Source organism: Nocardia sp. 2TAF39, assembly GCF_052114905.1.
Classification (GTDB): domain Bacteria; phylum Actinomycetota; class Actinomycetes; order Mycobacteriales; family Mycobacteriaceae; genus Nocardia.
Map to the genome: position 1 here is coordinate 20,332 of NZ_JBFRFQ010000046.1, position 25,772 is coordinate 46,103.

Below are 25,772 nucleotides of genomic sequence, written 5' to 3' on the forward strand. Positions count from 1 at the left end.
GTCCGGAAAGTTCGAAATCACCTCTGTTGATATCTACTCTGGTGAGCAACGTCTGCGCAGCGGATACCGGAGCTGGCCCCTGATTCGTGCAGTCTCCGGAGCCGTACCGTTGAGGGTTAGCGCAATCCTGGACTCAGAAGCCTTCACGGTCTGCATTCTCATCGAGTAGACGGCGTGCTTCATCACGCCAGGATTCAAACGTTGGCGGATCGATAGCTAGTTGCGCTCCAAGTGGAGGATGAATTTTCTGCTGTAGTAGCAGGAGCAGGAACTCCGCCATACCTATTTCGTACTCGTACTGCTCGCGGCGATTCCTGAGACGAAAGACCACTGTCCACTCATCGGGTTCACCGACGCATCGCCAGACGAAATCGTCACCAGCCTCGTCAGCTCCCCATGACAAAACCCCGTCCCGTGGCGGATATTCGGCATTACAGAGCAGGTGATCCTCGTACGGATGCCCGGGGAAAGGCGGCGTGGAGATCCCGATCGAGTCGCTGATCGCGCCCAGCCCGTACACAGCGACGAAGTCACGGTAGTCGGCGGGTAGTGCCCACCCCGACTCGGTGCGTACTGAGTCCCAGTCCACAATGTCTCCGCCTTGCGGCGGTGGCGGCATGATCTGCTGCAGTTCTTCAACAGCCCAGTGCATGAATGCCCGTCTCCGATCGCGCCGCAGGCCTCGCGATTCGCTCTGTGAGTGAGCGGTTCTCGATCTGCGCGACGCGGGAATGCCGCTGGCCTGTCGCAGGCGGTGCCCGAATTCTAACCTCAACGGCGGTGCGGGTGTCCGCGAGCGAATCGGTCGACGCCGTGGCAAGCTGGTGGCCGCGAAGGCGCGGCGGCCCGGCACACCGCGGTGCTCGCACCGCACGCCATGGTCGCCGAATATGCCGATCTGGCACGCGATTCGGCGCGCGTGCTGACCGTGACCGAGGTGCGGGGCCTGGGATTCGACGCGGTGATCCTGGTCGAACCACAGGAAGTCGTGGACGAATTCCCGCGGTCTCAACGATCTCTACGTCGCCCTCGCACGCACCACCCAGCGCCTGGCTGTGGTGCACACCGGGGTGCTACGCGCGCTGAGCTGAACACACGGTTCCGATGCGCCGGCCCACGCCGGACCCCGGAGTGGGCCGGAATCAGGTACAGCTGTAGCGCTGTGTCATCGGTTCGCTCCGTTCACGGCCGGATGTCCCGAACTGCAGCCCCGACAGCGCGACGCAGTCCGTCACGCCAGTGTGGTAATGGTGTAAGGCTGCAGTCGATCCACGATGAATTCGACAGAACGGCGTTCCGGGGCCGGGTTGCGGCATCTCGGAAATCCGATGTCCGGCAGGGCCGTAACAGGTCTGCATCGAGTCCCGCCGCTTCGATAATCGCACGAGCGAATCGGTATTTGGATGCGGCGCCGCCCCCGGTCGCGTGGAGCAGGCGCGGTGGATTCGGGTGCGCGACGAGGTCGAACAAAGCGGATACGAGATCGTCGACGTAGGTTGGGGACGCGATCTGGTCGGTGACGACCGCGACGTGCTCGCCCCGGGAGCATCTCCGCACGAGAGCGGCCGGGAAATCCCGGTCGGTCCCCGAGTACAGCCACATGGTGCGGACGATCCGCACATCGGGCAACGCCGCTCGGGCGGCCTCCTCACCTGCCAACTTCGATCTTCCGTACACACTCAACGGGGCGGTCGGTGACCAGGTCTCCCATGGACTCGACGCCGACCCGTCGAAGACGTACGCGGTCGAGATGTGCAGCAGTCGCGCTCCCCTGTGCGCGCAGGCTCGGGCCAGCAGTCCCGGGCCGACCCCGTTGACCGCGAACGCCTTATCGGCTTCGGTCTCGGCGGCGTCTACGTCGGTGTACGCCGCGCAGTTGATGACCACATCGCCGGGGCCGACGGTGTCGTTCAGCGCCGTTGCATCGGTGATGTCGAGTTCTTTCGATCCGAACCCGAGCACCTGCTGATCGGCACGACGAAACGGGCTCGTCGCCCTCGTTATCCCGCTGCCGAGCAGTCCGTCCGCACCGGTGACTACCAGTCTGTTCACCGCTTGTCCTCGGGCGAGGTCTCTACGAGCCGGACCTGGGAGCGTCGGTAGCCGGAAACGAACTCCCGGACCGAGGCGACCATGTAGTCGGTCATCTCGTCGGTTATGCCCGGGTACACGCCGACCCAGAAGGTGTTGTCGGCGACGTAGTCGCTGGCGGCCAAGCTTCCGGAAATACGGCACTCGATGTTCGAGTACGCCGGATGGCGGAGGAGATTTCCGGCGAAGAGGCCGCGGGTCGCTATTTTGCGGCTTTCGAGGAAGTTGACGATGTCGATACGGCCGAAAGGCGCATCCGGCAGCACCGTCAAGGCAAATCCGAACCAGCTCGGATCGCTGCCGGGGGTTGGTTCCGGCAGGCGGAGATGGTCGATCCCGTCCAGGCCTTCGCGAAGCCGATGCCAGTTATGACGCCGGCGGGCGCAGAAATCGTCTAGTCTGGCCAGCTGGGAGAGCCCGAGCGCAGCCTGGATATCTGTTGTCTTCAGGTTGTAGCCGATATGCGAATAGATGTACTTGTGGTCGTATCCGTAGGGAAGGCCGCCCAGCTGTTGATTGAATCTCTTTCCGCATCTGTTGCTTTCACCCGGCTCGCACCAGCAGTCGCGTCCCCAATCGCGCAGAGACTTCACGACGCGAGCTTTTGTCAGGTCGTTGGTCAGAACGCATCCGCCCTCACCCGTGGTCAAATGGTGTGCCGGGTAGAAGCTGACGGTGGCCAGATCGCCGAAGGTGCCGGTAATGCGTGACTGGTATGTCGATCCGACTGCATCGCAATTGTCTTCGATCAGGAACATGCCGTGCTCCGCGCACAACGCGGAGATCTCTGCCACAGGAAACGGGTTACCGAGCGTGTGTGCCAGTACGACGGCACGGGTTCTCGGGCCGATTGCCGCCTCCACGGCTTCCGGTGTCGTGTTGTATGTGGAGGAATCGATATCTACGAACACCGGTTTCAATCCGTTTTGCAGTATGGGGTTCACTGTCGTCGGGAATCCGGCTGCAGCCGTAATCACCTCATCCCCAGGGCGCAGCCGGGCATCATCCAGCTCCAGGGCGGTTAATGCGGTTACCGCGAGCAGGTTCGCCGATGATCCGGAGTTGGTGAGTCGCGCCTTGCGGAGTCCGATTTTTCTGGCGAATTCGTTCTCGAACCGATGTGCCAGGATTCCCGCCGCGATACGCATATCAAGCGCGGCCTCGACGACGGCGACCCTGTCGTCGTCATTGAGGCAGGCGCCGGATGATTGGATCTCGGTGACGCCCGCGACGAAGCGATCCTCGGTTTGCGAATTGTGGAACCGTCGGATTCTCGTGAGTAGATCGTCTCTATCGTTCATTCTATTTCTTCCGGTGCGAGCCTAGAACGAGATCTCCGAGGTCGTCGGCGAATGCAGATTGTGGCGGCAGTGCCCACATATGTCGTTTGAGCGCTCGCGCGGCCTGCCGGTAGGCGGGGTCGTCGAGGGTCCGCCGGCAGGCGGTGAAAACATCCGAGGCAGTGACGGTCATGGGATCGACGTGGATGCCGGTGCCGAGGGTTTCGCAGCGTAGTGCATTTCCGGGGTGATCGGCAAAGAAGGGGAGTACCACGTGCGGGACTCCGTAGGTTATCGTGTCGCGCATCGAATTCAATCCACCGTGCGTGATGAACAGGTCCACGTTCGCCAATACGAGGGACTGGGGGACGTACGGCAGGACATGGATGTGTGGCGGTAGCGACCGGAATATGTCCTGGTACAGCGACGGCAGCGAGACAACCGCAGTGCACCGGAGCTCGGCCAAGGCCGCGAAGACCTCCCCGTAGATTTCGGCCATTCGATCCCTGAACCGCGGTGAGAAGGGTCCGATCGAGCCCAGTGAGAGATAAACGATCGGCCTATCGCCAGGCATCGATGTGAAAACGTCCGGGAGCAGTTGATCATTGAGACGTACCGGTGGTTCGTGCCGGTAACGGACCAGTGGGGTGGCGAGATCGGCGTTATTGAATTCTTTCGGCGTCAGGGAGACCGTGAGATGCCGCAAGATTCCCGGTGTCGACGGTTCTTCCGGAAGCCCGAGTTTGGCCCGCTGACTGGTCAGCGCGGGCCGTATCAGGTCTTCGTGGAGGTTTCGCACAAGCTGCAGTGGGCCGATATCCACCGTGACGTGTGGTATTCCGAGAACCTCCGCGGCCAGGTAACCGCCGAATTCCGAGCACTCGTGCAGGACGACATCGGGCCGCCATCGTTCGGAGAGGTTCAGTACGTCTTCCGCGACACGCAGGGCGATCCGGTCGCCGAGGAACTCCGTCATGTACATCCGGTCGAACGCGTCTATGTCCCGGTCGAGCAGACGTCCGAAGATGGCTGCATCGAACTCGCGGTCCGCCCACCGTATTCCCACGTCTACGGTCTCGACGCCGTAGTTGCTGTGCAGCCAGGCGCCCCACTTCTCCGGTGCCGCAACGCGGACATCGTGGCCCTGCCTACTTATCGCGTCGGCCAGCGTGACCAGTCCGCGGAAGTGGGATTCGAACTGGTTGACGGTCACCAGCACGCGCATGCGATCTGCCCGCAAGAATGCCATGCCGGCAGCGTGACACATTGGGGCACAGGGCCGTACGCGTTTCCGCGGAACTGGCCAGCGACTGCTTCAGCTCGGAAGGTGTCGAGTAATTTGCCCGGTGGAAGCCAGGCTGAGACAGTGCATGTCGGCACTCCCGCGATCCGGTGGAGCGCGGATGGGGCGCGCGCTCAGCGTTGGATCAGCAGCGCGGTGCGGTTGAGGAGGACGCACTCCTTGTTGCGCATGGTGTCGGAGGCGTCGTAGCCGCGCACGGCGCGGTAGCGGCCGACGTCGGCTATCGCAAGCTCCTTGCCTTTTCAGCGCGGGGTAGCGGGCCGTATCCTCGTGCGGAACGACAGCACGGCCGTGAGTAGCACCGACGCTGGCGCCTGGGCGCTGCGACATATCTACCGCCACCACCATCCGGACGATTGCGTAGTGCACCTGGAGGCGACATACCTGCTGCTCGTAGAGGACGGCGACTGAGCGATGTCGCCCCTCGTCCTGATCCTTGGTCTGACCGCCGGTCAGACCAAGTGAAGGTCAACCAAGCAGGGCGACAGTCGGTGGGAGAGACGCGACGATCAAGATCCTTCCCATCATCAGTGTCTGTGGGGCTTGGTAGAACTCACCGATCAGCGCCGGCACAGAATGAAAAGGGCGAGCGTACATGTCAGAGTTCTACCGCATCTGGGAGTTGTGTGGGTTGCAGGCCTTCGACTTCCCGTACCACGACGTACAAATCGCGGCGCAGCTCGGGGATGTGCAAAAGCTGCCCGCGGCGGAATCGGTGGCTTGGCGCATCAACCTGGACTACTGCTTCTGCCACCCGCACTCATGGGAGGACATCTTCGCGCAGTTCCTCGACATCGTCGACACGACGCAGGTGCGGGCGCTGATCGTGGGTGTCTGGAGCGAGGATTACGAGGTCGGCCCAGACGCGGTGATCGAGGCTCTGGTGGCGGCCCGGGACCGGTTGCCGGCGTTGCGCGGACTGTTCCTAGGTGACATCGTGCAGGAAGAGTGTGAATTGTCCTGGATCACGCAGGGGCGCGTGACCGAGCTGCTGGAGGCATTTCCCGAGCTGGAGGAATTCGGGGTGCGCGGCGGCGAGAACTTGGCTTTTCCCGCTGTCCGGCACGATCGACTGCGGGAGTTGACCGTGGAGACCTGTGGCATCCCAGTGGATGCTGTGCGTGGTATCGCGGCGAGCGACCTGCCCGCCCTCACTCATCTCGACCTGTGGCTGGGCCCGGGGTACGACGACGTGACTGATCTGGCGCCGATCTTCGCCGGGAACCGGCTGCCGAGCCTGAGCTATCTGGCGTTGCGTAACAGCGAGATCCACGACGACATTTGTGCCGCGCCGGCTTCGGCGCCCGTGGTTGCTCGGCTCGAATTCCTGAATATCTCCCTGGGCGTGCTCACCGACGAAGGTGCTTCCGCCCTGCTCGCCGGTCAGCCACTGGGCCATCTGAAATTCCTTGATCTGCAACACAATTACCTGAGCGATGAAATGCGCGACCGGCTGCGTCAAGCATTGGAACCAGAGGGCGTGGACCTGCTCCTGTACGCCGAGGACGCCGCTGAGCACGCCGAGGCCGACGAGGACGGCGAATTCTCGCGCTACGTCGCGGTCTGTGAGTGAGCGGCCGTATTTCACAACACACGCGACAGGCCATACAGGTGGGTAGTCGTCGGCGACGGCGAGGATCGATCACCGTTTCGCCGTCGTGGACCAGCCGGTGGGCGATGTGGCGCGCTGGATGTCTCCAGGACCGCGGTGGCCGACCTCGGCGACGATGCCCGGGACGGTCGGCGTCTGTGGTCTCGAACGGGTGTTTCGCCGAATTGCGAGGGCGCTATCCGTGCAGAGTGGCAGAGCACTTAGCGAAGGCGAGTAGATCCGCGCTGCCCCTCATCTTCAACATATAGCGGACTGGGGGGCTTGCGGCAAGACCCAGGTCATGCCGCAGAATTGCCACTCTGAAGCCGGGACGTGGGGAAATGGAGATTCGAAAGTGCGTGTTTTGTTGACGACGTGGGGATCTCGCGGGGACGTCGAACCGCTGGCAGGACTCTCGGTGGCATTGCGTGAACTCGGCGCGGAGGCGCGGGTGTGCGCGCCGCCGGACGAGGATTTCGCGAAGCTGCTGGCGCGTGTCGGCGTGCCGCTGGTGCCACTCGGCCCGTCGGTGCACTCGATAGTCGCCAACCCGAAGCCACCGACGGCGAAAGACGCGTTCCGGCTAGCTCCCGAGCTGGTCGCTGCACGGTTCGACACGCTCACCGCGGCGGCCGAGGGATGTGACGCGCTGCTGGCGACCGGCCTGATGCCGGCAGGCGCCCGGGACGTGGCCGACAAACTGGGCATCCACTACGTGCTCGCGTGCTTCCACCTCCTCGGACTGCCGTCGCGGCACTTCCCTCCAGGGAGACGGCCGGGCACTCCGTCCCCGCAGGACGAGACCGACAACCAGGTGCTGTGGGAGCAGGACGCCCAGCGGGTGAACGCCTTGTACGGCGCAGCTCTCAACAGCCATCGGGCGACGATCGGCCTGCCACCGGTGGACAACGTCCGCGACTATGTCCTGACCGCCCAGCCGTGGCTGGCGGCGGACGCGACGCTGTGCCCGGCACAGGGCATGACAGACCTCGACGTCGTACAGACCGGGGCGTGGATCCTGCCCGACGACCGCCCACTGCCGGACGGGCTGAAGGCGTTCCTGGACGCCGGCGCGCCACCGGTGTACGTGGGCTTCGGCAGCATGGCCGCGCACGCTCCGAAGGACATCGCCCGGGTGGCCATCGAAGCGAGCCGCGTGCGCGGCCGCCGCGTCGTCCTCGCCCGCGGCTGGGCCGAGCTGGCCCCGATCGATGACGCCGACGACTGCTTTGTCGTCGGCGAAGTCAACCAGCAGGCACTGTTCCGTAGGGTGGCCGCCGTCGTCCACCACGGCGGCGCGGGCACCACCACGACGGCAGCCCGAGCCGGCGCGCCCCAGGTGATCGTGCCCCAGATCGCGGACCAGCCGTACTGGGCCACCCGAGTGGCCGAGCTGGGCATCGGTGTGGCACACGAGGGCTCGACGCCGAGCGTCGACTCCTTGTCCGCCGCGCTCACCACGGCCCTGACCCCCGAGACCCGAGCGCGCGTCCGGTCCGTGGCCGGCACGATCCGCGCCGACGGGGCCACGAGGGCCGCAAAACTGCTCCTCGACACGGCGGCAAGTCGGGAAAGTTGACCGTAACCGTGTGAACCACATGGAATCGTCCTCGTCGAGGCGACGGTGCGGCCGTTCCTGCCGCCGATGATGGCGACCATCGAGTTCGGGGGTCCCGGTAGTAACCGCGCGAAAAACAACGGATATGGCGAAGGCGCAGTTCAGGGAGCGTCGTCGGGTTCGAGCGGGCGGCGATAGATCCCGGGCCCGATCAAGGTGAGCTGGGAGCGCGCGGCCCAGTAGTCGAGGATGCCGGTGACTTTGCCCGGTGTCATCGCGATGCCCAGGCGCGCGAGCTGTGCGAGTAGATCGCCGACCTCGAAGACCTCGCCAGGTTCTATGACCTGACGCACCAGCCGCCGCACCGAAAGTTCCTGCACTGCTTGCTGTTCACGCTCCGGCTCGGGATGCGGCGTGGACTCCCGGCCGGGGCGCCGTGAAGGCAGTAGGTCGTCGTAGCGCTCCACCGTCGGCAGACCAGCACGAGTATCGGCGGGCAGCCGGTCCACGACCGCGGCGAGTTCGGCCGCACCGGGACCGTGCCTGGACACGGCATCGGGGGCTGCGGCGCGGTCATGATCACGCAGCAGCCGCATCACGGTGGCTGGCGAGGGATGCTGGCCGCGCTTCTTCCCGGTGGTGATGACCAGGCGCTCGGCAATGTCGCGCAGGCTGTGGTTGCTCGCGCGTAGGTGCAGCGCCATCGAGAGCATGGTCTCGTCGACGACGGAGACCCCGCCGATGGATTTTCCGCGCCCGCGGGCTGATTCGTGGCCTTCGAGGGTGCGGTCGCGGATGTATTCGCGTTCCATCCCGGACAGGGCGGCCAGCACGGTGAACACCACCCCGGACGGGTCGTGGGAGCCCTGGAGTTCGCCGGTGAGGAATTCCAGGCCGATGTCAGCGGCCTTGAGCTGTTCGGCCAGGGCGGCGAGTTCGATTCCGCGCCCCAGGCGTTTGTGCTCGTGCACGACCAGGGTCACCGCCGCGCCGGAGGCGCGGATCTCGCGCGCGAGCGCGACAGCCTTGTCCAGTTCCGGACGAACCACGGCGCGGGTGGAGATCTTCTCGGAGAAGATCCGCCCGATGCCGGCGCAGCGCAGGGAATCGAGCTGGGTATCCAGGGACTGGCGCACGGTGGAGGCCCGGGCGTAGCCGATGCGCACGTGCGCGCCCGCGTCGGTGGTGGCTGCGGCCGGGCGCGGCAGTTCGGTCCACACCGCGCCGGGGCGGCGCAGCGCCGGGGTCGGCAGTTTCAACGCTTTCGCGAGCGAGGGCACGAGGCGGAAGCGGGCGGTGTGGTAGCCGATGGCGACTTTGCCCGTTCCGGTGCGGCATGGTGATCCGGCCGGGGCGGCGCAGCTCGACATCGGGCAGTCGTGGGCCTCCACGCGGAGAAAATCGGTGTCGCTCACCCGAAAAGTGTTTCATGGGTGCGTTTCACAAGGCCAGACCTATGCACCGTCCTATGAAACAGCGAATGGCCTGGACGGCCAACCGATCTCGCGGTGTTTCATGGGTGATCACCTATGAAACATTGGCCACCCCGCACCATCCCGCCACCACGAGCGCGCTCGATAAGCGGCAAAGTAGTACCTTTTCGGGGCGCCGTCACAACTTCTCGGCCGCGGTGTCGAGGACCGCGTCGAGTAGGCCGGGAAAGTGGGCGTCGAGGTCGCCGCGGCGCAGGCTGAGCATGCGCCGGGCGCCACGCACGCGCGCCTGCAGGACCCCCGCCTCGCGCAGCACCCGCTGGTGGTAAGAGAACGTCGAGCGGCCGATGGTCAGGCCGGCGCGCTGCTGCAGCTCGGTGCATGCCACCTCATCGGTGGCCGCGAGCGCGCGGACAGCCGCCAGGCGGGCCGGATCCGACAGTGCCGCAAGCACTGTCGATAGCCGCAGTTCGTCCGCGCCCGGATGCGTTTCGTCGATGACCCCACTCATGCCAGCAGCCTAACCACGCCTGGACGACCTGTCGATGACCGTTGTACTGTTCGATGATCATCGACATGATTGAGGAAGATCGACATGATGCAAGCAGCGCAAGAACGCCGCGTAGCCCTGGTCACCGGCGGCTCCCGCGGGATCGGAGCGGGGATTGCCCGACGGCTCGCCGCTGACGGGCTGCGGGTCGCGGTGACCTACACCAGCACCCGCGAACGTGCCGAAGCGATCGTCTCCGAATTCGGGCCGGACAACGTCGTCGCGCTCCGCGCCGACAGCAGCGATCCGGATGCCGTGGACGCCGCGGTCGCGCGGACCGTGGCATTGTTCGGGCGGCTGGATGTGGTGGTCGCCAACGCCGGGGTCGCCTCGGTCGGCCGATTCGATCAGCTCGAATCCGACCAGATCGACCGCATGTTGCAGGTGAACGTGCACGGGGTGCTGCACACCCTGCGGGCGGCGCTGCGCCATCTGAGCGACGACGGTCACATCATCACCGTCGGCAGCGTCAACGCCGACCGCGCACCGTTTCCCGGTGGCGCCGTGTATTCCATGACCAAGGCCGCGCTCCAGGGACTGGTCCGTGGACTGGCTCGCGACCTGGGCCCCCGCGGCATCACGGTCAACAACATCCAGCCCGGCCCGACCGCCAACGACCGCATGACCGCCGACAGCCCCGCCGCAGCTCGCCTGACCGAGCAGATGGCCCTGCCGCGCTTGGGAACCCCCGACGAGATCGGCGCGATGGTCTGCTACCTCACCGGGCCCGACGCCCGCTTCATCACCGGCACCACCCTCACCATCGACGGAGGATTCACCGCATGACCACCTCAGCGCTCATGCGCGGATTCATCACCGACGCAACGGTTCCGGCGGGCTGCGATTCACCGACGAGCTGCCCGAGCCTTCCCCGAAACCCGCCGAGGCCCTGCTCGACGTGCGCGCCTACGCCATCAACTACGGCGAGACACAGCTGATCCAGCAGCGCCCCAACGGGTTTCGGCCGGGCCAGGATGTGGCCGGGGTGGTGGTCGCGGCAGCCGCGGACGGCAGCGGCCCGCAGGCCGGCACACGGGTGGTCGCACGCCTGGAGTGGGATGGCTGGGCCGTGCGGGTGGCCGCGCCGACGCGCCGACTCGCCGAGCCGCCCCAGAGCGTGAGCTTCGAACAGGCCGCAACACTGCCGATTTCGGGCGTGACCGCCTTGCGGGCACTCCGCGTAGGCGGGTCGGTGCTGGGCCGGCAGGTTCTGGTCACCGGCGCCACCGGCGGCGTCGGCCAGTTCGCCGTGCAACTCGCCGCCGCCGCGGGCGCCACGGTCACCGCCCAGGTCAGCAGCCCCGAACGGGCGGCCGAAGCGCGGGAGCAGGGCGCGCACAAGGTCGTGACCTCGTTGGACGACGATACGCTCGGCCCATTCCATCTGGTGCTGGACGGAGTCGGCGGGCAGCTGCTCGCGCAGGCCGTCCGGCGGATGGCCAGGGGCGGCAAACTCGCCCTCTACGGCAACGTCGGTGGCCCGGCCGAGCTCAGGCTCGCCGATTTCTACTCCCAGGCATGGATGGGTGAGATCGTCGGCTTCATCAGCGACGCCGAGCCCGGCACCTTCGCCGAGGACCTGGCACTGCTGGCCGGCCTGATCGCCGACGGCCGCCTGCACCCCCGCATCGGGATGCGCCTGGACTGGACCGAGACCCCGAAAGCATTGCGAGCGTTGACCGATCGACAGGTGCGCGGCAAGGCCGTACTCACCCGCCGAGCGATCCGAGCGAAACATCACCCGATGATCTGCGGCCTGACCCGGCGACACACCCGACAGCTCGGAACACATTGAAATCGGCATTACAGGATGTCGATGAGAAGGGTCTGGAGCACCAGGGCCAGGTCAGAAGAGGGTGTCGCGGACCCGCAGCGGCCGGTAGCCGGTCGGGCCTAGCTGCGCGAGTTCGCCTTCGATGTCGACCTCGATCGCGCCGAAGAAGTTGATGTTGGCGCTGTGCGCCGGGGAGATGTGGGCCAGGACCTCGTCGTCGATCCGCTGTCCGGCCCGGCGCATCTGCTCCACGGCCAGCCCGTAATACTCTGTGGTCCAAGCGATTACCGCGTTCGTGGCCAGGGTCAGGCACCAGGCTTGTTCGGCCTGCTGCTCGAGGTGGCGGGATCGGATCATGCCCTCGTGGGCGTAGAGCAGGTCGCGGCGCAGCGCATGCAGTGATTCGCCCTTGTTGAGCTGGCGGGAGATCTTGCGACGATAGTCCGGGTCGGAGAGGTATTTGGCGGCGTAGATGGTGCGGCGCAGCGCGCCGTATTCCTTGAGCGCGGCCGCGAGGGTGTTCTGGCGGCCTGAGGCTGATAGCTTGCCGACCAGCAGGGAGGCGGTGGCGTGGCCGAACTTCAGCGATCCGGCCAACCTGAGTAGGTCGTCCCAGTGCCCGGCGATCAACTCCAGGTTCAGTTTGCGGGTCAGCAAAGGTCCCACCTGCTCGAACCGCGTCTGGGCGTCGGCGCGGGACTCGCACCGATACAAGGTGATCCGGCCCAGGTCCCGGATCCGCGGCGAGAGCTGCATCCCCAGCAGGTCGAACAGGCCGAAGTTCACCAGGGTGACCCCGTGGGTGTCGGTGGCGTGCTCGGTGATCGGCAGATCTGTTGCGTTGCCCAGGATTTCGTCGAGCACGTAGTGGGCTTCGCGTTTGGTGGCGACGATGACCTTGGTGCCGTAGGTGGCGTGGGTATCGGTGACATGGGTGTAGGTCGACAGGCCCTGGTCGGCGAAGTAGCGGCTCATCGGCCGCGCCGTGGTCGACTTCCCGCGCGTCGGGAAGCGTTGCCCGTCGCTGGAAGACAGCGTGCCCGCCCCGAACACGGCGGTGAGCGGCAGGCGCTGGTGGTAGTCGATCAGCACCACATTCGCCGCGCGCAGGGTCTCCTCGCGCACATACCATTCGTTGGTCCAGGACAGGATGTCGTAGGTGATGCCGCAGGCCTCGGCCATCCGCGTCAACCCCAGGTTCGTGGAATGCGCGAGCAGCACCGCGATCAGGTTGCGTTTGAGCTCGGGGCTGCGGGTGGCTTGGCCGCCGCGATGGGTGAAGCAGTCCAGGTAGTGCGTGCGTTTGTCCAGCTCGATCAGCAACGACACGATCGGCGCGAACGGCAGCATCTCGGTCAGCTCGGCCTTGAGCGAGACCGCCTCGGCCGGAACATCTTCCGCGCTCAGCGGCGAGATGATCAGATCCCCGGACTCCTCGTCCAGGCGCACCGGCCCCTCACCGCCGCCCAGCACGGTCTCCAGCTCACCGAGCGCGGCGTGCAGCTCCTGCACGACGGCCGCGAGAGCGACGCCGGGATCGGCGGGCCGCCCGACCAGGCGGCAGAACTCCTCCCGTTGCGGTTCCCACTGATCGGCGGTGAGCAGGTAGGTGGCGGGATCGGCGTAGCGGCGCGAACCGGGCACGAACACATCCCCGCTACGCAACCCGTCACGCAAACCGAGCAGCACGCACAACTCCCAGTAGTGCCGATACGCGGTGGCGCTGCCGCTCTTTCGAGCCTGATCAAGGTAGCCGCGCCAATTCGTCGGCACGAACTCAGCCGGCGCGTCGTCGAAGACCTTGCGCCGACCGGTGGCGTTGAGTTCGCGCAGCATCGCGACCGCGATCAGCAACTCGGTCGCCGCGGTCCCGCCGGCGAAGCGCACCGTCTCCAGCACCGCCGGAGTGAACTGACGCAGATAGTTATAGGAGGAGTCCAGGGCGGCCAGATGGCCGTGATCGCGGGGAAGTCGTGGTGTGGCCTGGGCGAGCGCGGCGCGCAAGCGTTCCCAGCCGATCTTGTCTCCGCGGATCAGCACGCCGATCTCCTCATCGGCCACCGCCGGGTCGGTCACGATCGCCAAGAGATCATCGAGCAGGGCCTGGCGGTCCTCTCCGGCCTTGCCGCGCTCGGCCAGCTCCTGCTGCATCTTGCGTTCGGCGGCACCGAATTTCGCCGAGATCGCCTGATCGAACAACGCGACCACTTCATCGAGCACGTCGGTGCCGGACTGGGCGAGCACGGTAAGCAGGATCGGATACCGGCGCTGCGGATCGCGACGCTCCAATGCTTGCGGGGTCAGCCGGCGACCCATACCCGCCAGGAACCGGCGCCGCTCAGCGGGCAACACCGACATATCCAGGCGATCAGCACCCAGGCCACGTAGGAACGCCAGCTTGTCGACCTCGGCGCGCACCGCCGCCGCCGAAGCCTCCACCGGACCGGTCGCCAGCCACCGCAACCGCGAAACCCCCAGCGACGCATCGGTGACCAGCAGCGCGTCCAGCTCCGCGCAGCGCGCCGGGGTGAACTCGTGGGCCAGGCGGTCATAGGTCTCACGCTGGGCCTGCTCACGAGCGTGGGCGACGCGCCGGACCAGGGTGTCGGGACTGGGCCGGATCACCCGCGCCGAGATCAGATACTCGCACGCCAGCCGGAACAACAGGGTCGGGGAATCGTGTTCCATCGCCCGCGCGAGCATGAACTCGTCGAGTTCCTTGAACTCCATCGTTCCCGCCGAGCGCCAACCCAGGTACCGAGCGACCAGCCGCAAATGTTCGGTGCGGGTCTGGGCGCGCCGGCCGTAGGAACCGATCTCGGTGGCATCGACCTGCAACTGACCGGCCAGCCGCGCAACCGCCACCGGCGGAGCGGTCACCACGCGATCAGGCACGAACCCCAGCCACGGCAGCGCGCACAACGCGATCGCGATCCCCAGTCGATCGGCCGGGCCGCGACCGCGCCCGGGATCGATGAACGCGGCATCGGCCGGGCTCAGCGTGAAGTACCGGAACAACTCCTCGCGGCTGATCTCCGGAAATCCCCGCAAACGTTCGAGCTCTTCGTCTGCGAACACCCGCGTCGCCACGAACTCTCACCCTCCAGCGCACCGATCAACATCATCGGCAAGCCAAGCACCAACCAGCCCGGCCCGCACGCCGAGCGCGGAATCGGCCTACCGGCAGGGCATTACGCCATATTCGTTGTTTTTCGCGCAGTTGCTACCGGTACCCCGTTCGGTGCCACTGCCGAGGGTGCCCCGGTGCTGAAGGCGCTGAAGACGTTGGGCGAGTTGCTGACCACGAAGTCGAAGTTGTCGGCGTCCTGGTTGGACGCCCGCCTGGTCGACCATGACCTGATCAGCGGGGCCTGGTCCCGGCTGGTGTACCGGGATGGGCGACCGGTGGAAACTGTGGATCGTACCGCCTGCGCGCTGTGCCTGTTGGAGCAGTTCCATCGACATCTCGAGCACCGCAACATCTTCGCCGTCACCTCGTTGAGGTGGCGTGATCCGCGGGCGCATCTGCTGTCGGGTGAGGTGTGGGAGGCCGCCCGCGACGCCGGCATGAACGCGTTGGACCTCCACCGCCACGGCTGGCGGAAGCTGTTCGGGGATGAGATCGACTGCAGCAGCTGCGTTTTCGGTCAGACCGACCCGACCGAGTATTGCAGATGCCGGGCGGTGAGGTAGCCGAGGAATTCGTGGGCGCCGCCACCGGAGTCGGTGCGCACCAGCACTTTCTTCCAGACCCGGTAACCCGGCTGCCACGGCGACTGCTGCAGGGCGGCGTTCAGCACCCGCTTGTGGTCGGTAGCGGTGTTGCTGCCGGCGTTGCCCGGCCGCAGATCCGTGATCAGTGATTCCCCGGTGCCGGATGCGCCGTGGTCGGCCCACGACCCGAGCAGGCGGCGGCCGAAGGTCTTCTTGAATGTCGCCGCCGCGTGTTCTTTCTCCGAGTACGCGATCGTCAGGGTCGCGTCGAGGTCGATGATCAGCGGATGCTCGGCGTCGATGCCGCGATCGGGCGTCTGGTCACCGGCACGATCCCACGCCGCGGCGCGGGCAGATGCTCGCGCAGATCGGACGGCTGCCAACACTTTCGGCGCGTCGGCGGCCAGCCCGGCGATCGTGCGGGACACCGTCGGATCCGACGCCACCGACCCGAACACGCCCCGGCTCAGCGCGCAGCATGCCGACATCGGCCAGACAGTCTCCGCCCAGGGCGACCGCCACCGCCAGATCCAGCAATACCTTGCCCGGGTCGTGCACGGACACCGGTTTGCGCCACGGCGCCAACGCTTGCGACAACCCGCTGGTTAGCCCGACCGTCTCGGCCGTGCGCAGCAGCAACACCGCGCCCGCCTGTGACACGACACCCGAACCGGCCCCGTCCGCAGCCAGCCGCGGATACGGCGAACTACACTTACCCACCTGAATGGTGCTCCTGAAAAGCGAACAATACGACCTTCGACAAGCCTTATTGTCACAGCTCAGAGCACCATTCTCTGTTCACGGCACGCCACCCCACATGAAAACCCTGGATTAGCGCGGATTCCGCGCGAATGTTCTCACTCGGGTTCTGTCGGTTCGACCGGCGTGCCGGAACTCCTTAGCGCCGGATCTCGGGGCGCAGTCCCTCAACCCCTTATATGTCATCGTGCGCTCGATGCGACAAGTTGATGTCCGAGCTGCCTGGTGGCGTCTTCGGCAGTGGGAGCGGGGCCGAAGAGCTCGACCTGCCGGGTGGTGTCGGCGACGTATTTGCCGGTGTCGAACCAGGCGAACATGGCGGCCATGTCTTTGACGATCGGCATGAATGGGCCGGCGACGGTTCCGGCGATGCGCACCACGGGGGAGGGGATCGCGCGCACTGTGATGCTGTGGTCGGTGGCTTCGCTGAGTAGCCGAGCGGCCTCTGCGGCTCCAATCGGCCGGTCCCAGCCGATGTCGATTCGCTCGCCGTCTTCGGCGTCGGCATCGACGGCAGCCGCGAGGTAGCGGGCGAGGTCGGAGATGAGGACGAAAGTCAGTGGCGTACGAGCTTTGCCAAGCCACATGATGCGGCCCTTCTCGATCGGATCGCCGCCCATGGTCGCTATCTGGTCGAGGAAGGCGCCGGGCCGTAGGGCGACGAAAGGTACTCCGAGGTCTTCGAGTTTGTCCTCGGCGAGCTTCTTGTGCCAGAAGTGCGGCACACCGGGCGTCTGGTCGCTGGTAAGGATGCTGGTCAGTACGAACCGCCGGATCCCGGTCCGGTGTGCGGCTTCGGCGAGGTTGGCATTGCCGATGGTGTCGATGTCGGTCGCGTTCTTTCCGCCGCGGGTGTAGCCGGCGGCGGTGGTGACGACCGCGTCTGCGCCGTCCATCGCAGCAATCAGTGAGTCGAGATCGAGCATGTCACCGCGGGCGATTTCCACTCCGCCGCTCTCGAGCGCGCTCGCGTCGGTGGTCGGGCGGACCAACGCGCGAACGTGTTTGCCGAGGTTGAGCAGTTCGTCGACGACCTGGCCCCCGAGATGCCCGGTGGCACCGACGACCAGAACGGGACTGGGTGAAGCGTTGGAGGTCATGAGTTGTCGCTTTCCGTTGGGCCATCTGTCGGAGGCCGGGTGTTGATCGAGTCGATGATGATGTGTGCTGCGGTGAGGAGCGATGTCGCCTGTTGTGATGTCAGGTTGCGTGTGGTGACTTCTTCGAGCTCTCGCCACATCGCCGCGATGGGCTCGCGCATGGCTTCGCCCTTGGCGGTGAGATAATTGACCGACACGCGTCGATCGTGTTCGGCAGGTTCGCGGACGATCAGCCCGGCTTCTTGCATGCGCCGCAATGCTTTCGACATCGTCGAGTGGTCGACCCCAACACTCGCGACCAATTCGGATTGGGTCTGCCCATCCCGGTGATGCAGGTGCATGAGTATCAGTTCTTGACCGGGATGAAGCTCCATCCGGCGAAGCAGTGCCGCGGCGAAACCGCGGTGTGCGCGGGCGAGTTCGAAGATCGCGTAACTCACCTCTCCCTCGTCGAAGGCTGCGGAGACCGGCGTTGTTAGGTTCGACATCTGATCGATCCTCAGCCAGCGAACTTCGGGTAGTCGGTGTAGCCGACGGCGCCGCCTTGATAGAAGGTCGACGGGGCGGGTTCGTTCAGCGGCGCATCTGCTTGCAGGTGCGCTACGAGATCGGGGTTGGCCAGCGCGAGGCTGCCGACTGAGACGAGATCGGCGGTGCCGCTGTCGATATCGGCGGCGCGGGTGGCGATATCGGTGCCGGCACGGTTCACGATCAGTGTCGTGGGCCACAGATCTCGGATCGTGGCGAGCAGGGCGTCATTGCCGAAATGCATGATGTGCAGGTATGCCAGGCGCAGCGGGCTCAGGGCCCCGACGAGTGCGGTGTACAGGTCCTCGGTGTCGGACTCGGCGATGTCGTTCAGTGCGTTCCCGGGAGAGATGCGCAGGCCGGTGCGGTCGGCCCCGATCTCATCGGCCACCGCGGTTGCGACCTCGACAGCGAAACGGATCCGGTTCTCGATCGAGCCACCGTAACCATCGGTGCGCTGATTGGTGTTGCCGGACAGGAACTGGTGAATCAGGTAGCCATTGGCTGCGTGGATCCCCACTCCGTCGGCGCCGGCCGCGACCACGGACGCAGCGGCGCGTCGGAAGTCACCGACGGTCGCGGCGACCTCGACGGTCGACAGTGCTCGTGGTGTCGGCATCTCCTGCAGTCCGGATGTGGTGAACATGGCACTGTTCGGCGTGATGGCCGACGGCGCGACCGGTTGGCGTCCGTGGGGAGTGTTGTCGGGATGCGAGACCCGTCCGACGTGCATCAACTGGATGAAGATTCTGCCGTCGGCCGCGTGCACCGCGTCGGTGACCGCGCGCCAGCCGGCGATGTGGGCGTCGGTGTAGATGCCCGGGGTGAGTAGGTAGCCCTGGCCGTCGTCGGAGGGTTGCGTTCCCTCGGTGATGATCAGGGCAGTGGATGCGCGCTGAGCGTAGTACTGGGCGTTCAGCGGCGTCGGAACGCCTTCGGGGGTGGAGCGGTCGCGAGTCATCGGAGCCATGACGAGTCGATGGGCGACAGAGGTGCCGCCGACGGTTGTCGGTGTCGACAGGGCGTTGAGCATGGAGAAGTCCTTACGTTCGGTGTTGATGGTTCGGATGCGAATGGCGGTGTGTGATCAATCGACGGTGAGCACGAGCTTTCCCCGGGCATGGCCGGCGTCGCTGGCGTCCTGAGCAGCCGCGGCCTGGTTGAGCGGGTAGGCGGTGACAGTCGTGACGAGCGTGCCCGCGGCGGCGTCTCGAGCAAGCTCTGCCAGGCGTGCGGACGAGCGTTGGGTGGGGCCGCTGGCGAAGGTGATGCCGAGCTGGTTCGCGTGGAAATCGGCGATCGTGACGATGCGCTCGGTTCCGTTGCGCAGGGTGATCGAGGGCGCCCTTCCCCGCCAGGTCGAAGACCGCGTCGACCCCACCGGGGGCCAGCGCCCGGACCCGCTCGACCAAGCCCTCGCCGTAGACAGTCGCACTGGCGCCGAGTGAGGTGAGGTAGTCCTGGTTTGTCGGTCCAGCGGTTGCGATCACACGTGCGCCGCGGGCCGTGGCGAGCTGAACCGCCACCGTCCCGACAGCCCCCGCCGCGCCGTGCATCAGCACGGTTTCTCCATCAGCGATCTCGAGCAGGTCGAGGACCCGCTCAGCCGTCGCCCCGGCAATCGGCAGGGCGACCGAGTGCTCCCAGTCGAGGTCGGTCGGCTTGATCGCGACAGTGGTGGCCAGTGCGTACTGAGCGTAGGCGCCGGTGTCGGACCAGCCGACAACGTGATCGCCCACCGTCACCTCGTGCACACCGTCACCGACGGCGTCCACCACACCGGCCACCTCGTAACCGGGGATGGCGGGCAACGAGGTCGGGAAAACCGCGCTCATCGCACCCGAACGAACCTTCCCGTCCAACGCGTTCACTCCCGCAGCTCTCACCTGGACTCGAACCTGTCCAGGACCGGGCTGCGGTACCTCGACGTCGGCAAGGTGCAGTTCCGCGGTCCCGCCGAACCGATCGAATTGGATGGCCTTCATGGTGTCTCCCTGGTGTGTGGAATCATATTAATTGGCTAGCCACATACTTTACACGCAGATAGGTGGCTGGCCAACTATTAGGGCGGATCGTTCTCACGCGCCGCCTTCCGTGAGTGCCGACCCCGAGGCGCACCGGGCCGCCAGTCCATCGCGCTCGCCACCGAAGACGACATCGATGGAGCGGCCATGCGTGAGCGGGTCTCTGCGCCGAACTCCACCGCGCCGAACCGCCCCGCAAGTTGCAGACGAGCCACGTCGAGACGGATCCGCCCGAGACCGCCTGTCCGCCATCTGAAGTCGCGACTATGAGCGAGGTTGTCGAAATCCTTCGGCTGCGCGACGTGCCCTCCGGCGCGCCGCAGGCGACGCCGGGCGTATCCGGACTGGCGTCAGAGCGCGTCGGGGTCTACCGGCCGGCCGGCGCGCGGAAGCTTCACGACGACAAGGCGATAGGACTCCCGCACCAATTCCCGCAACTGGTCCTCGTCCACCGAACCACCGGGGTGCACGGTGATCCAGCGCTTCTTGTTCATGTGGTATCCCGGCGTGATGTCGGAGTGGGGGGCCCGCAACGCGGTGGCCTCCTCCGGCAACGACTTCATGGTCACGATGGCCTCGCCACTACGTTCGGTCATCAACATGGACACCTTGCCCGCGACCTTGTGGCGAGTCCCCGATATCGAGTCCGCCCGGAGATAGAGCAGGGTGGTATTCGATATCGGGGACTCGCCACCCCGACGCGAACACCCGGCACCGATCGAACCCGAATTGTGCCGTGCGACATCAGCGGCCGGTGAGGAGCGCACGATAATCGACTACTTCAGACTACTTGTCAGTGAACGATGCGCTGGTGACCGCGGACTGCTCGAGACAGGACTGTTGGAAGGTCTCCCGCCAGACCGGAGCAGGATCTCGGTGCATCGTTCGCGAGCTGGCCGGCCCGGGGCGGCGGTGTGTCGTCCCGCCCCGGCCGTTGTTCGCGTGTGGGATTGATCGTGGTTCGAGCCCGCTTGTGCGACTGGATGTCTCGAATCTTGTGGAGAGCCGTAGAGGGCATAGCGGATTTCCCGCCGAAGCGCCTCGGGAATCCCCGGCCAACAGCAGTTGTCCGGGGCATCCCGGTGGCCTGGATGCATACCCGAGGTCTTCGCGTGAGACGCCTGGCCACCGCGGCGCTGGCGATGGTGTGGCGGATCAGCGCACCCAATCTGTCGCCTGCCAGTGTGGCCCATGGTAAAACCGGCTCCGAAGTGGTCCCTTCCCCGGTTCCGGCGCAAACACAGGTCGCCGAGGCCGTATGTCGCGGCTACGCCGAACTGGTCCTCGAGCGCAATCGCGATCGGCTTCGCGGCGGCGACGTTGGATGCCTGCCTCTCGGCGGTGCATTCGCCGGGGGTGAGCCTCATCCCATGATCAGGCGGGCGGCGCTTTCGATGATCTGGGCGCGGGTGCCGGTTCTGTGATCGGCGGCGATGAGGTGGTCGGCGATCACCAGAGAGAAGGCGAGCATACTGCGGGCCTCGACGTCGCGTGGGTCGTCGCTGATCGTGCCGATGAGGTCGCGCAGGTAGTCCATCCTGCGGTTGTCGACCCGCACGAGCCGTGCGGCGACCGCCGGATCGCGGCGGGCCCATTCCCGGACGGCGAGATCGATGGGTAGCAGTTCTTTCGAGAAGGTCAGCTTACCGGCCTTGCGGATCTTGCTCCCGGCGTCACCGCCCTCCTGTTCGACACGTTCGCGAACCTCGTCGATGCCGCGATGCTCCCAGGCGTCCAGGACGGCGTCGAGCAACTCCTGGCGGCTGGCGAACTGGCGATAGAACCCGCCCCTGGTCACACCCAGTTGGGTCGCAAGAGGTTCGACGCGGATGGCGTCGGGTCCAGACTCGGACAAAATCACCAAGGCGGCGTCGATCCAGGCTTGACGAGGTGTTCGCACCGGTGGGGCCATCGGCAGTCAACCAATCAGTCGCGGGGCTCTTGATTACATCATCCACGATAGATACAGTTCTGTTCTGTATCTATCGACGACGGCACGCTGTCGTTCGTTGACAAGACTGAGCGATAGGAGATCCATATGACGCACAGCGGGGCGGGCGAGACGCATGCCGACGCCGAACAATCGAAAGTCGACACCTTGGATGTCGATGCCGAGATGCTGGCCTTCAGCACCTTGGCCGACATTCGGTACAGCGATGCAAATCTGCTGCGTACCGACCGGGCCACCGATCGTCCGGCCGAACAGTGGGCCCGTGCGATCATGGAGGACGTACCCGCCGACATGCGGGCCAGACTCGAGCGTGCGTGGCAGGCGATCGCGCTGCATCGCTCATCAGCCGGCGACGACCATGCCATCGCCGGCTGGCCGATCACATACGCTTCACCCGAATATGTTCTGCTGCAAGCGGAGTCCGCTTTTGGGTTCGAGGGACAGTTGCTGTTCCGATGCAGCGAAAACGGAGTGCTGCTGGCGACTTTCGTTCAATTCCACCACCCGGGCGCGCGAGCTGTCTGGGATCGGGCATTGCCGGCGCACCTGGGGTTCGTGCGTTCACTGCTCGAGGCCCAGTCCGCGTAGCGCGGTGACACGAGGGGGCACACCGATCATATCTTCGCAAAAGATGCTGTCGCACAACATGATTCGACAAAAAACTCTGGGTCGACGGTGATCAATCTCGTTCTTGCGCAACCACTTCGACAGTGTGACCGGATGAATGCCCAGCTCGACAGCCGTCTGCTCGGACGGTTTGCCGGCGCCGATCGGTGGCCCATCTACCGATCGCTGGTCGTGCGTTCTCGGATCGATCGCCCGTCGGGTTGGCGGCGATCGATCCAGCTGCATCTGGTCCGCGCGGCGGTGACGGTCGCACTTGAACGCGGGCTGCCGCGGTTGAAGGGGCGTTAGTCGGCCACGTAGCGCAGCATCACCACCTTGTCGAAGTGCTTCGTCTCGGCCAGCCGGAGCTGGATTCGCTTGTCCAGCAATGGGAAGAGCGGCGTGCCGCCGCCGACGACCACCGGATAGAGGAACAGCCAGTACTCGTCGATGAGCCTGTGCGGCATCAGCGAGGCCGCGAGGCTCGCGCCGCCGACCTCCATCACGCCATCGCCCCCGGCCTTCAGCCTGCGGACCTCCTCGACCGCGTTCTCACTGATCAGGGTGCTGTTCCAGTGGACCTCGGTGAGCGTCCTGGAGAAGACGACCTTGGGCTTCTCCGTCCAGAGCCGGCCGAACTCGCGCTCGATGCGCGGCGCGTCCTCGCGCACGTGCGGCCAGTACTCGGCCATCAGCTCGTACAGGCGACGACCGTGCAGCGAGACTTCGATCTCGCGGTACCTGTCGTTGTGGAACTGGTGCAGCTCCTCGTCTGGGTTCGTCCAGTCGATGCTGCCGTCGCGGTCGTTGACGTAGCCGTCCAGGGACACGCCGAACGAGTAGATCAGTTTCCTCATGACTGGATAGACCTCCCGGACGTGGAGAACTCATCGGACAAGGACGAGACAAGTTCTGCGGAACGACTGACAGCAAAAGCTTCCTTCGATGTAGTCTGAGGTTCACCCCGGGTAGTGGACAGATCCCGGGAAGTGCACTCCAAGAGGCGATTCACGAGTCACACCGGTCGCGACGACACCGAGCCTGTCAGCCGCCCCAGGCCGACCACCTCCAACGCTTACAAGCGATTCACGCATTCATATGTGGAACACTGTGTTTCGCGTCCTTGCCGACTATGACGAGGTTGCCGACCTGGTGGTGTTGTGGGCTGAGTGATCCTGCGCCTGGCCGAGCGGGACGCACGGATCACGGAGTGGAAGGTTGACGCGAGGGGCTATGAATTCAAGCGAGATTGCAACTGTGGGGATGACACTTGCGGAGGATGCGCGGAGTGGGTTGCGGGGCAAGCTGGATGCTGTACTTTTCGGCCTGCTCCGAAAGAGGCAGACAAAAGAGTGCACATCGCTGACCGAGCTGCTTCGGCACGGTGACCCGGAGGTTCATCAGCATCTGCAGAAGGCTCTGACCAACCCGGACTTCGTCATCACGGAGAAGCAGAGCCAAGAGCAGCGGCGCCTGAACGCGTACGAGCAGTTGCGCTACCTGGTTGGCGAGCTCGGAACCTCCAGCGCTGTCGCGACCGATCTACCCAGTCTGTTCGCAGTGTTCGACTGGTCTGCAGTGCTGGCGACGGACCTGGTCCCGCTGATCTCCGGACACTACAATTTGGCCTCGGGCAGTCTGGCCACCCTGACCGATCCCGACTCTGCGGCGCCGTACCTACAGGACCTGGATGACGGTTCCAGCATCGGGAACATGCTGCTGACCGAGTACGGGTGCGGTTCCAATATCGGATTCATGCAGACCACCGCGACCTGGGACGGTGACGGGTTCTTGCTCAACACCCCGCATCCGCGGGCGCGGAAATTCATGCCCAGCGTCGGCATCCCGGTTTCACGGGTCTGCGTCATCGCCGCGCGGCTCATCGACGGGGCGGGGACCGATCATGGCGTACACCTGTTCACGGCGCGGCTGCGCGATGCCAACGGCGATCCATGCCCCGGAGTCACGATCACCCAGCTCGGCCGTCAGCCGCTGGTCATCATGGACAACGCGATCATCAGCTTCGACCACCTCCGCGTCGAGCACAACGCCTGGCTGAGCAACGACCTGGCCACCATCGATGACAACGGTGTGCTGACCTGGCGCGACGAGAACAGCCGGCAGCGGGCATTCCCATCGGTCACCAGCCAGCTGACTGTCGGGCGAATGGCGCTGTCGTCATGCCTGAATGCCGCGGCCCGCGCCGCGCTCTACATCGCCTTGCGCTATGCCGCCGGCCGGGTAGTGCCGATGACAAGTGTCGACCGACCGCTCATGCTCGACATTCCGCACGTGCGAGACACCCTGCTCACCGACCTGGCAGGCACTGTGGCCCGCACCGTCTACGGCAACGCGATCAAGACATTCCTTGCCGGCAGCGACCTCACCGACCCCGACACCGTCGTCACGGTGATGTTGGCCAAGCACTACATACAGCTGCATGCGCTGGACACGATCACCCACTGTCGAATAAAAATGGGTGCACAAGGCATGTTCAGCGCCAACCGGGTCGCCGACTACCTCGGCGTGTGTCATGCCGCCATCACCGGCGAGGGCGACTGCGACGTCCTCGGTTCCGTCGCCGGCCGCATATTGGCCAAACAGCTCGCCGCCGCCACCCCGCCGCCAGAATCTGTCCTCCACGACCCCACCGACCCCCACGACCGCGCCCGCTTGCTCACCGCCCGCGTTCTGACGATCGCGCAAGAGGCACAGCCGCATCTGTCCACTCCCGCGCTCGCGGATCGGTTGGCAGTCATTCCGGACGCACTCCGCCTCGCTGAGGCCCATTGCGCCAAGTATGCCTTGGATTTGCTCGACAAACATTCCGAACACACCGAGATGGCCGCCGTGCGTGACGTTTTCGCTCTGCACTATCTAGATCAGCATGCCGCGTGGTATCTCACCCACGGTCTGCTCGACGTCACCGCTGCCAACGCTACGAAGCAGCAGCTCCACCACGCGATCAACAGGCTCGCCGACAATCTGCCCGCACTGCTGGACGCTTTTGACTTCGACGACGCGATCCTCGGCGCACCGGTACTGTCCGATGATCTACCCGCCGCGTGGGACTCCCACTGCCACGAGGCACGCCGGTAGACCACCGACCACCGGCTGCCCAGATCGGCCGACAAGCGTCGACCGATCTGGGCAGCGAGGCGAATGCCCAAGTCATTGCACCGATCGCGGATGTCGCGGACCCAGTCCGGATTCAGGCTCGGCAACGGGCCGAGCAGCGGTTCCAGCGACAGGAAGCGCGCCACTGCAGACATGTTGTCAATTCATGTGCGCGCCAATATCATTCGTTCCGATCGGACCCGCGCCGATCAGGTCATCGGCAACCAGAAAACGGCGCGCCATCGAGAAGGCCACCCCAGCGGTATCGGCTGCTCGGTTCACCGACCCCGTCGGAAACGGATTGTGCCGTCGCGGCTGACGACGCGGTCGACCTCGACCGCGGTGTTGTCGGGTAGACGTCGCCTGCGCGTCCAGGCAGACGCCTGCTTCTCG

At 65.5% G+C, this 25,772-nt stretch carries 20 protein-coding genes and 2 pseudogenes; 6 read left to right on the forward strand and 16 right to left on the reverse strand.

The features are described 5' to 3' along the window. Nucleotides 1-133 precede the first annotated feature (133 nt). From AB4Z47_RS24360 to AB4Z47_RS24375, 4 genes are all read right to left on the reverse strand, one after another. Nucleotides 134-652, reverse strand: coding sequence for a hypothetical protein (locus AB4Z47_RS24360; RefSeq protein WP_441953876.1), 519 nt, complete (start codon nt 650-652; stop codon nt 134-136). Between the two features lie 530 nt (nt 653-1,182). Then, nucleotides 1,183-2,052, reverse strand: coding sequence for a dTDP-4-dehydrorhamnose reductase (rfbD, locus tag AB4Z47_RS24365; protein ID WP_441953878.1), 870 nt, complete (start codon nt 2,050-2,052; stop codon nt 1,183-1,185). Next, nucleotides 2,049-3,392 (reverse strand): lipopolysaccharide biosynthesis protein RfbH, encoded by a 1,344-nt coding sequence (gene rfbH, locus AB4Z47_RS24370; protein WP_441953880.1) that lies wholly within the window; start codon nt 3,390-3,392, stop codon nt 2,049-2,051. The genes rfbD and rfbH overlap by 4 nt, the downstream gene beginning before the upstream one ends. Before the next feature lies 1 nt (nt 3,393). Further along, nucleotides 3,394-4,620 carry a glycosyltransferase gene (locus AB4Z47_RS24375; protein WP_441953881.1) on the reverse strand — a complete coding sequence of 409 codons (1,227 nt, stop codon included), beginning with the start codon at nt 4,618-4,620 and terminating at the stop codon, nt 3,394-3,396. Nucleotides 4,621-5,269: 649 nt separating this feature from the next. On the opposite strand from AB4Z47_RS24375, the gene AB4Z47_RS24380 reads away from it, so the two are divergent. Further along, nucleotides 5,270-6,247, forward strand: coding sequence for an STM4015 family protein (locus tag AB4Z47_RS24380; RefSeq protein ID WP_441953883.1), 978 nt, complete (start codon nt 5,270-5,272; stop codon nt 6,245-6,247). A gap of 373 nt (nt 6,248-6,620) precedes the next feature. Continuing rightward, entirely contained in the window at nt 6,621-7,844 is a 1,224-nt protein-coding gene (locus tag AB4Z47_RS24385) for a glycosyltransferase (RefSeq protein WP_441953884.1), read from the forward strand. A gap of 140 nt (nt 7,845-7,984) precedes the next feature. Here AB4Z47_RS24385 and AB4Z47_RS24390 read toward each other — a convergent pair whose 3' ends face one another. Beyond that, nucleotides 7,985-9,238, reverse strand: coding sequence for a recombinase family protein (locus AB4Z47_RS24390; protein WP_441953886.1), 1,254 nt, complete (start codon nt 9,236-9,238; stop codon nt 7,985-7,987). A gap of 196 nt (nt 9,239-9,434) precedes the next feature. Continuing rightward, a complete protein-coding gene (locus tag AB4Z47_RS24395; RefSeq protein WP_441953888.1) occupies nt 9,435-9,767 on the reverse strand; it encodes an ArsR/SmtB family transcription factor in 333 nt (110 codons plus the stop codon). 84 nt (nt 9,768-9,851) lie between these two features. Here AB4Z47_RS24395 and AB4Z47_RS24400 point away from each other — a divergent pair, with 84 nt between their 5' ends. After that, nucleotides 9,852-10,592, forward strand: a complete 741-nt coding sequence (locus AB4Z47_RS24400) for an SDR family oxidoreductase (RefSeq protein WP_441953890.1) — start codon at nt 9,852-9,854, stop codon at nt 10,590-10,592. A gap of 70 nt (nt 10,593-10,662) precedes the next feature. Further along, a complete protein-coding gene (locus AB4Z47_RS24405; protein WP_441953929.1) occupies nt 10,663-11,601 on the forward strand; it encodes a zinc-binding dehydrogenase in 939 nt (312 codons plus the stop codon). 51 nt (nt 11,602-11,652) lie between these two features. Here the strand turns inward: AB4Z47_RS24405 and AB4Z47_RS24410 are convergent, their stop codons facing one another. From AB4Z47_RS24410 to AB4Z47_RS24450, 9 genes and pseudogenes are all read right to left on the reverse strand, one after another. Beyond that, nucleotides 11,653-14,670: a Tn3 family transposase gene (locus AB4Z47_RS24410; RefSeq protein ID WP_441953892.1), complete on the reverse strand. Its 3,018-nt coding sequence runs from the start codon at nt 14,668-14,670 to the stop codon at nt 11,653-11,655. Between the two features lie 504 nt (nt 14,671-15,174). Beyond that, nucleotides 15,175-16,014 (reverse strand): annotated as a pseudogene (locus AB4Z47_RS24415) (transposase); the annotation flags it as partial. Nucleotides 16,015-16,235: 221 nt separating this feature from the next. After that, nucleotides 16,236-17,153 carry an SDR family oxidoreductase gene (locus AB4Z47_RS24420; RefSeq protein WP_441953894.1) on the reverse strand — a complete coding sequence of 306 codons (918 nt, stop codon included), beginning with the start codon at nt 17,151-17,153 and terminating at the stop codon, nt 16,236-16,238. Then, nucleotides 17,150-17,527, reverse strand: coding sequence for a MarR family winged helix-turn-helix transcriptional regulator (locus AB4Z47_RS24425; RefSeq protein ID WP_441953896.1), 378 nt, complete (start codon nt 17,525-17,527; stop codon nt 17,150-17,152). The genes AB4Z47_RS24420 and AB4Z47_RS24425 overlap by 4 nt, the downstream gene beginning before the upstream one ends. Nucleotides 17,528-17,652: 125 nt before the next feature. Then, nucleotides 17,653-18,714 (reverse strand): alkene reductase, encoded by a 1,062-nt coding sequence (locus AB4Z47_RS24430; RefSeq protein ID WP_441953898.1) that lies wholly within the window; start codon nt 18,712-18,714, stop codon nt 17,653-17,655. A gap of 54 nt (nt 18,715-18,768) precedes the next feature. Continuing rightward, a complete protein-coding gene (locus AB4Z47_RS24435) occupies nt 18,769-19,062 on the reverse strand; it encodes a zinc-binding dehydrogenase (RefSeq protein WP_441953900.1) in 294 nt (97 codons plus the stop codon). A gap of 22 nt (nt 19,063-19,084) precedes the next feature. Beyond that, nucleotides 19,085-19,666 (reverse strand): annotated as a pseudogene (locus tag AB4Z47_RS24440) (NADP-dependent oxidoreductase); the annotation flags it as partial. A gap of 389 nt (nt 19,667-20,055) precedes the next feature. Further along, on the reverse strand, nt 20,056-20,385 hold the full coding sequence (locus AB4Z47_RS24445; RefSeq protein WP_441953931.1) for an MmcQ/YjbR family DNA-binding protein: 330 nt from the start codon (nt 20,383-20,385) through the stop codon (nt 20,056-20,058). A 683-nt stretch (nt 20,386-21,068) separates the two neighbouring features. Next, on the reverse strand, nt 21,069-21,617 hold the full coding sequence (locus tag AB4Z47_RS24450) for a TetR/AcrR family transcriptional regulator (protein WP_441953902.1): 549 nt from the start codon (nt 21,615-21,617) through the stop codon (nt 21,069-21,071). A gap of 126 nt (nt 21,618-21,743) precedes the next feature. Here AB4Z47_RS24450 and AB4Z47_RS24455 point away from each other — a divergent pair, with 126 nt between their 5' ends. Next, entirely contained in the window at nt 21,744-22,244 is a 501-nt protein-coding gene (locus AB4Z47_RS24455) for a hypothetical protein (RefSeq protein ID WP_441953904.1), read from the forward strand. A gap of 323 nt (nt 22,245-22,567) precedes the next feature. On the opposite strand, the gene AB4Z47_RS24460 is transcribed toward AB4Z47_RS24455, so the two are convergent. Further along, nucleotides 22,568-23,119 carry a dihydrofolate reductase family protein gene (locus tag AB4Z47_RS24460; RefSeq protein ID WP_441953906.1) on the reverse strand — a complete coding sequence of 184 codons (552 nt, stop codon included), beginning with the start codon at nt 23,117-23,119 and terminating at the stop codon, nt 22,568-22,570. Nucleotides 23,120-23,525: 406 nt separating this feature from the next. Here AB4Z47_RS24460 and AB4Z47_RS24465 point away from each other — a divergent pair, with 406 nt between their 5' ends. After that, on the forward strand, nt 23,526-25,361 hold the full coding sequence (locus AB4Z47_RS24465; RefSeq protein WP_441953908.1) for an acyl-CoA dehydrogenase family protein: 1,836 nt from the start codon (nt 23,526-23,528) through the stop codon (nt 25,359-25,361). Nucleotides 25,362-25,772 lie beyond the last annotated feature (411 nt).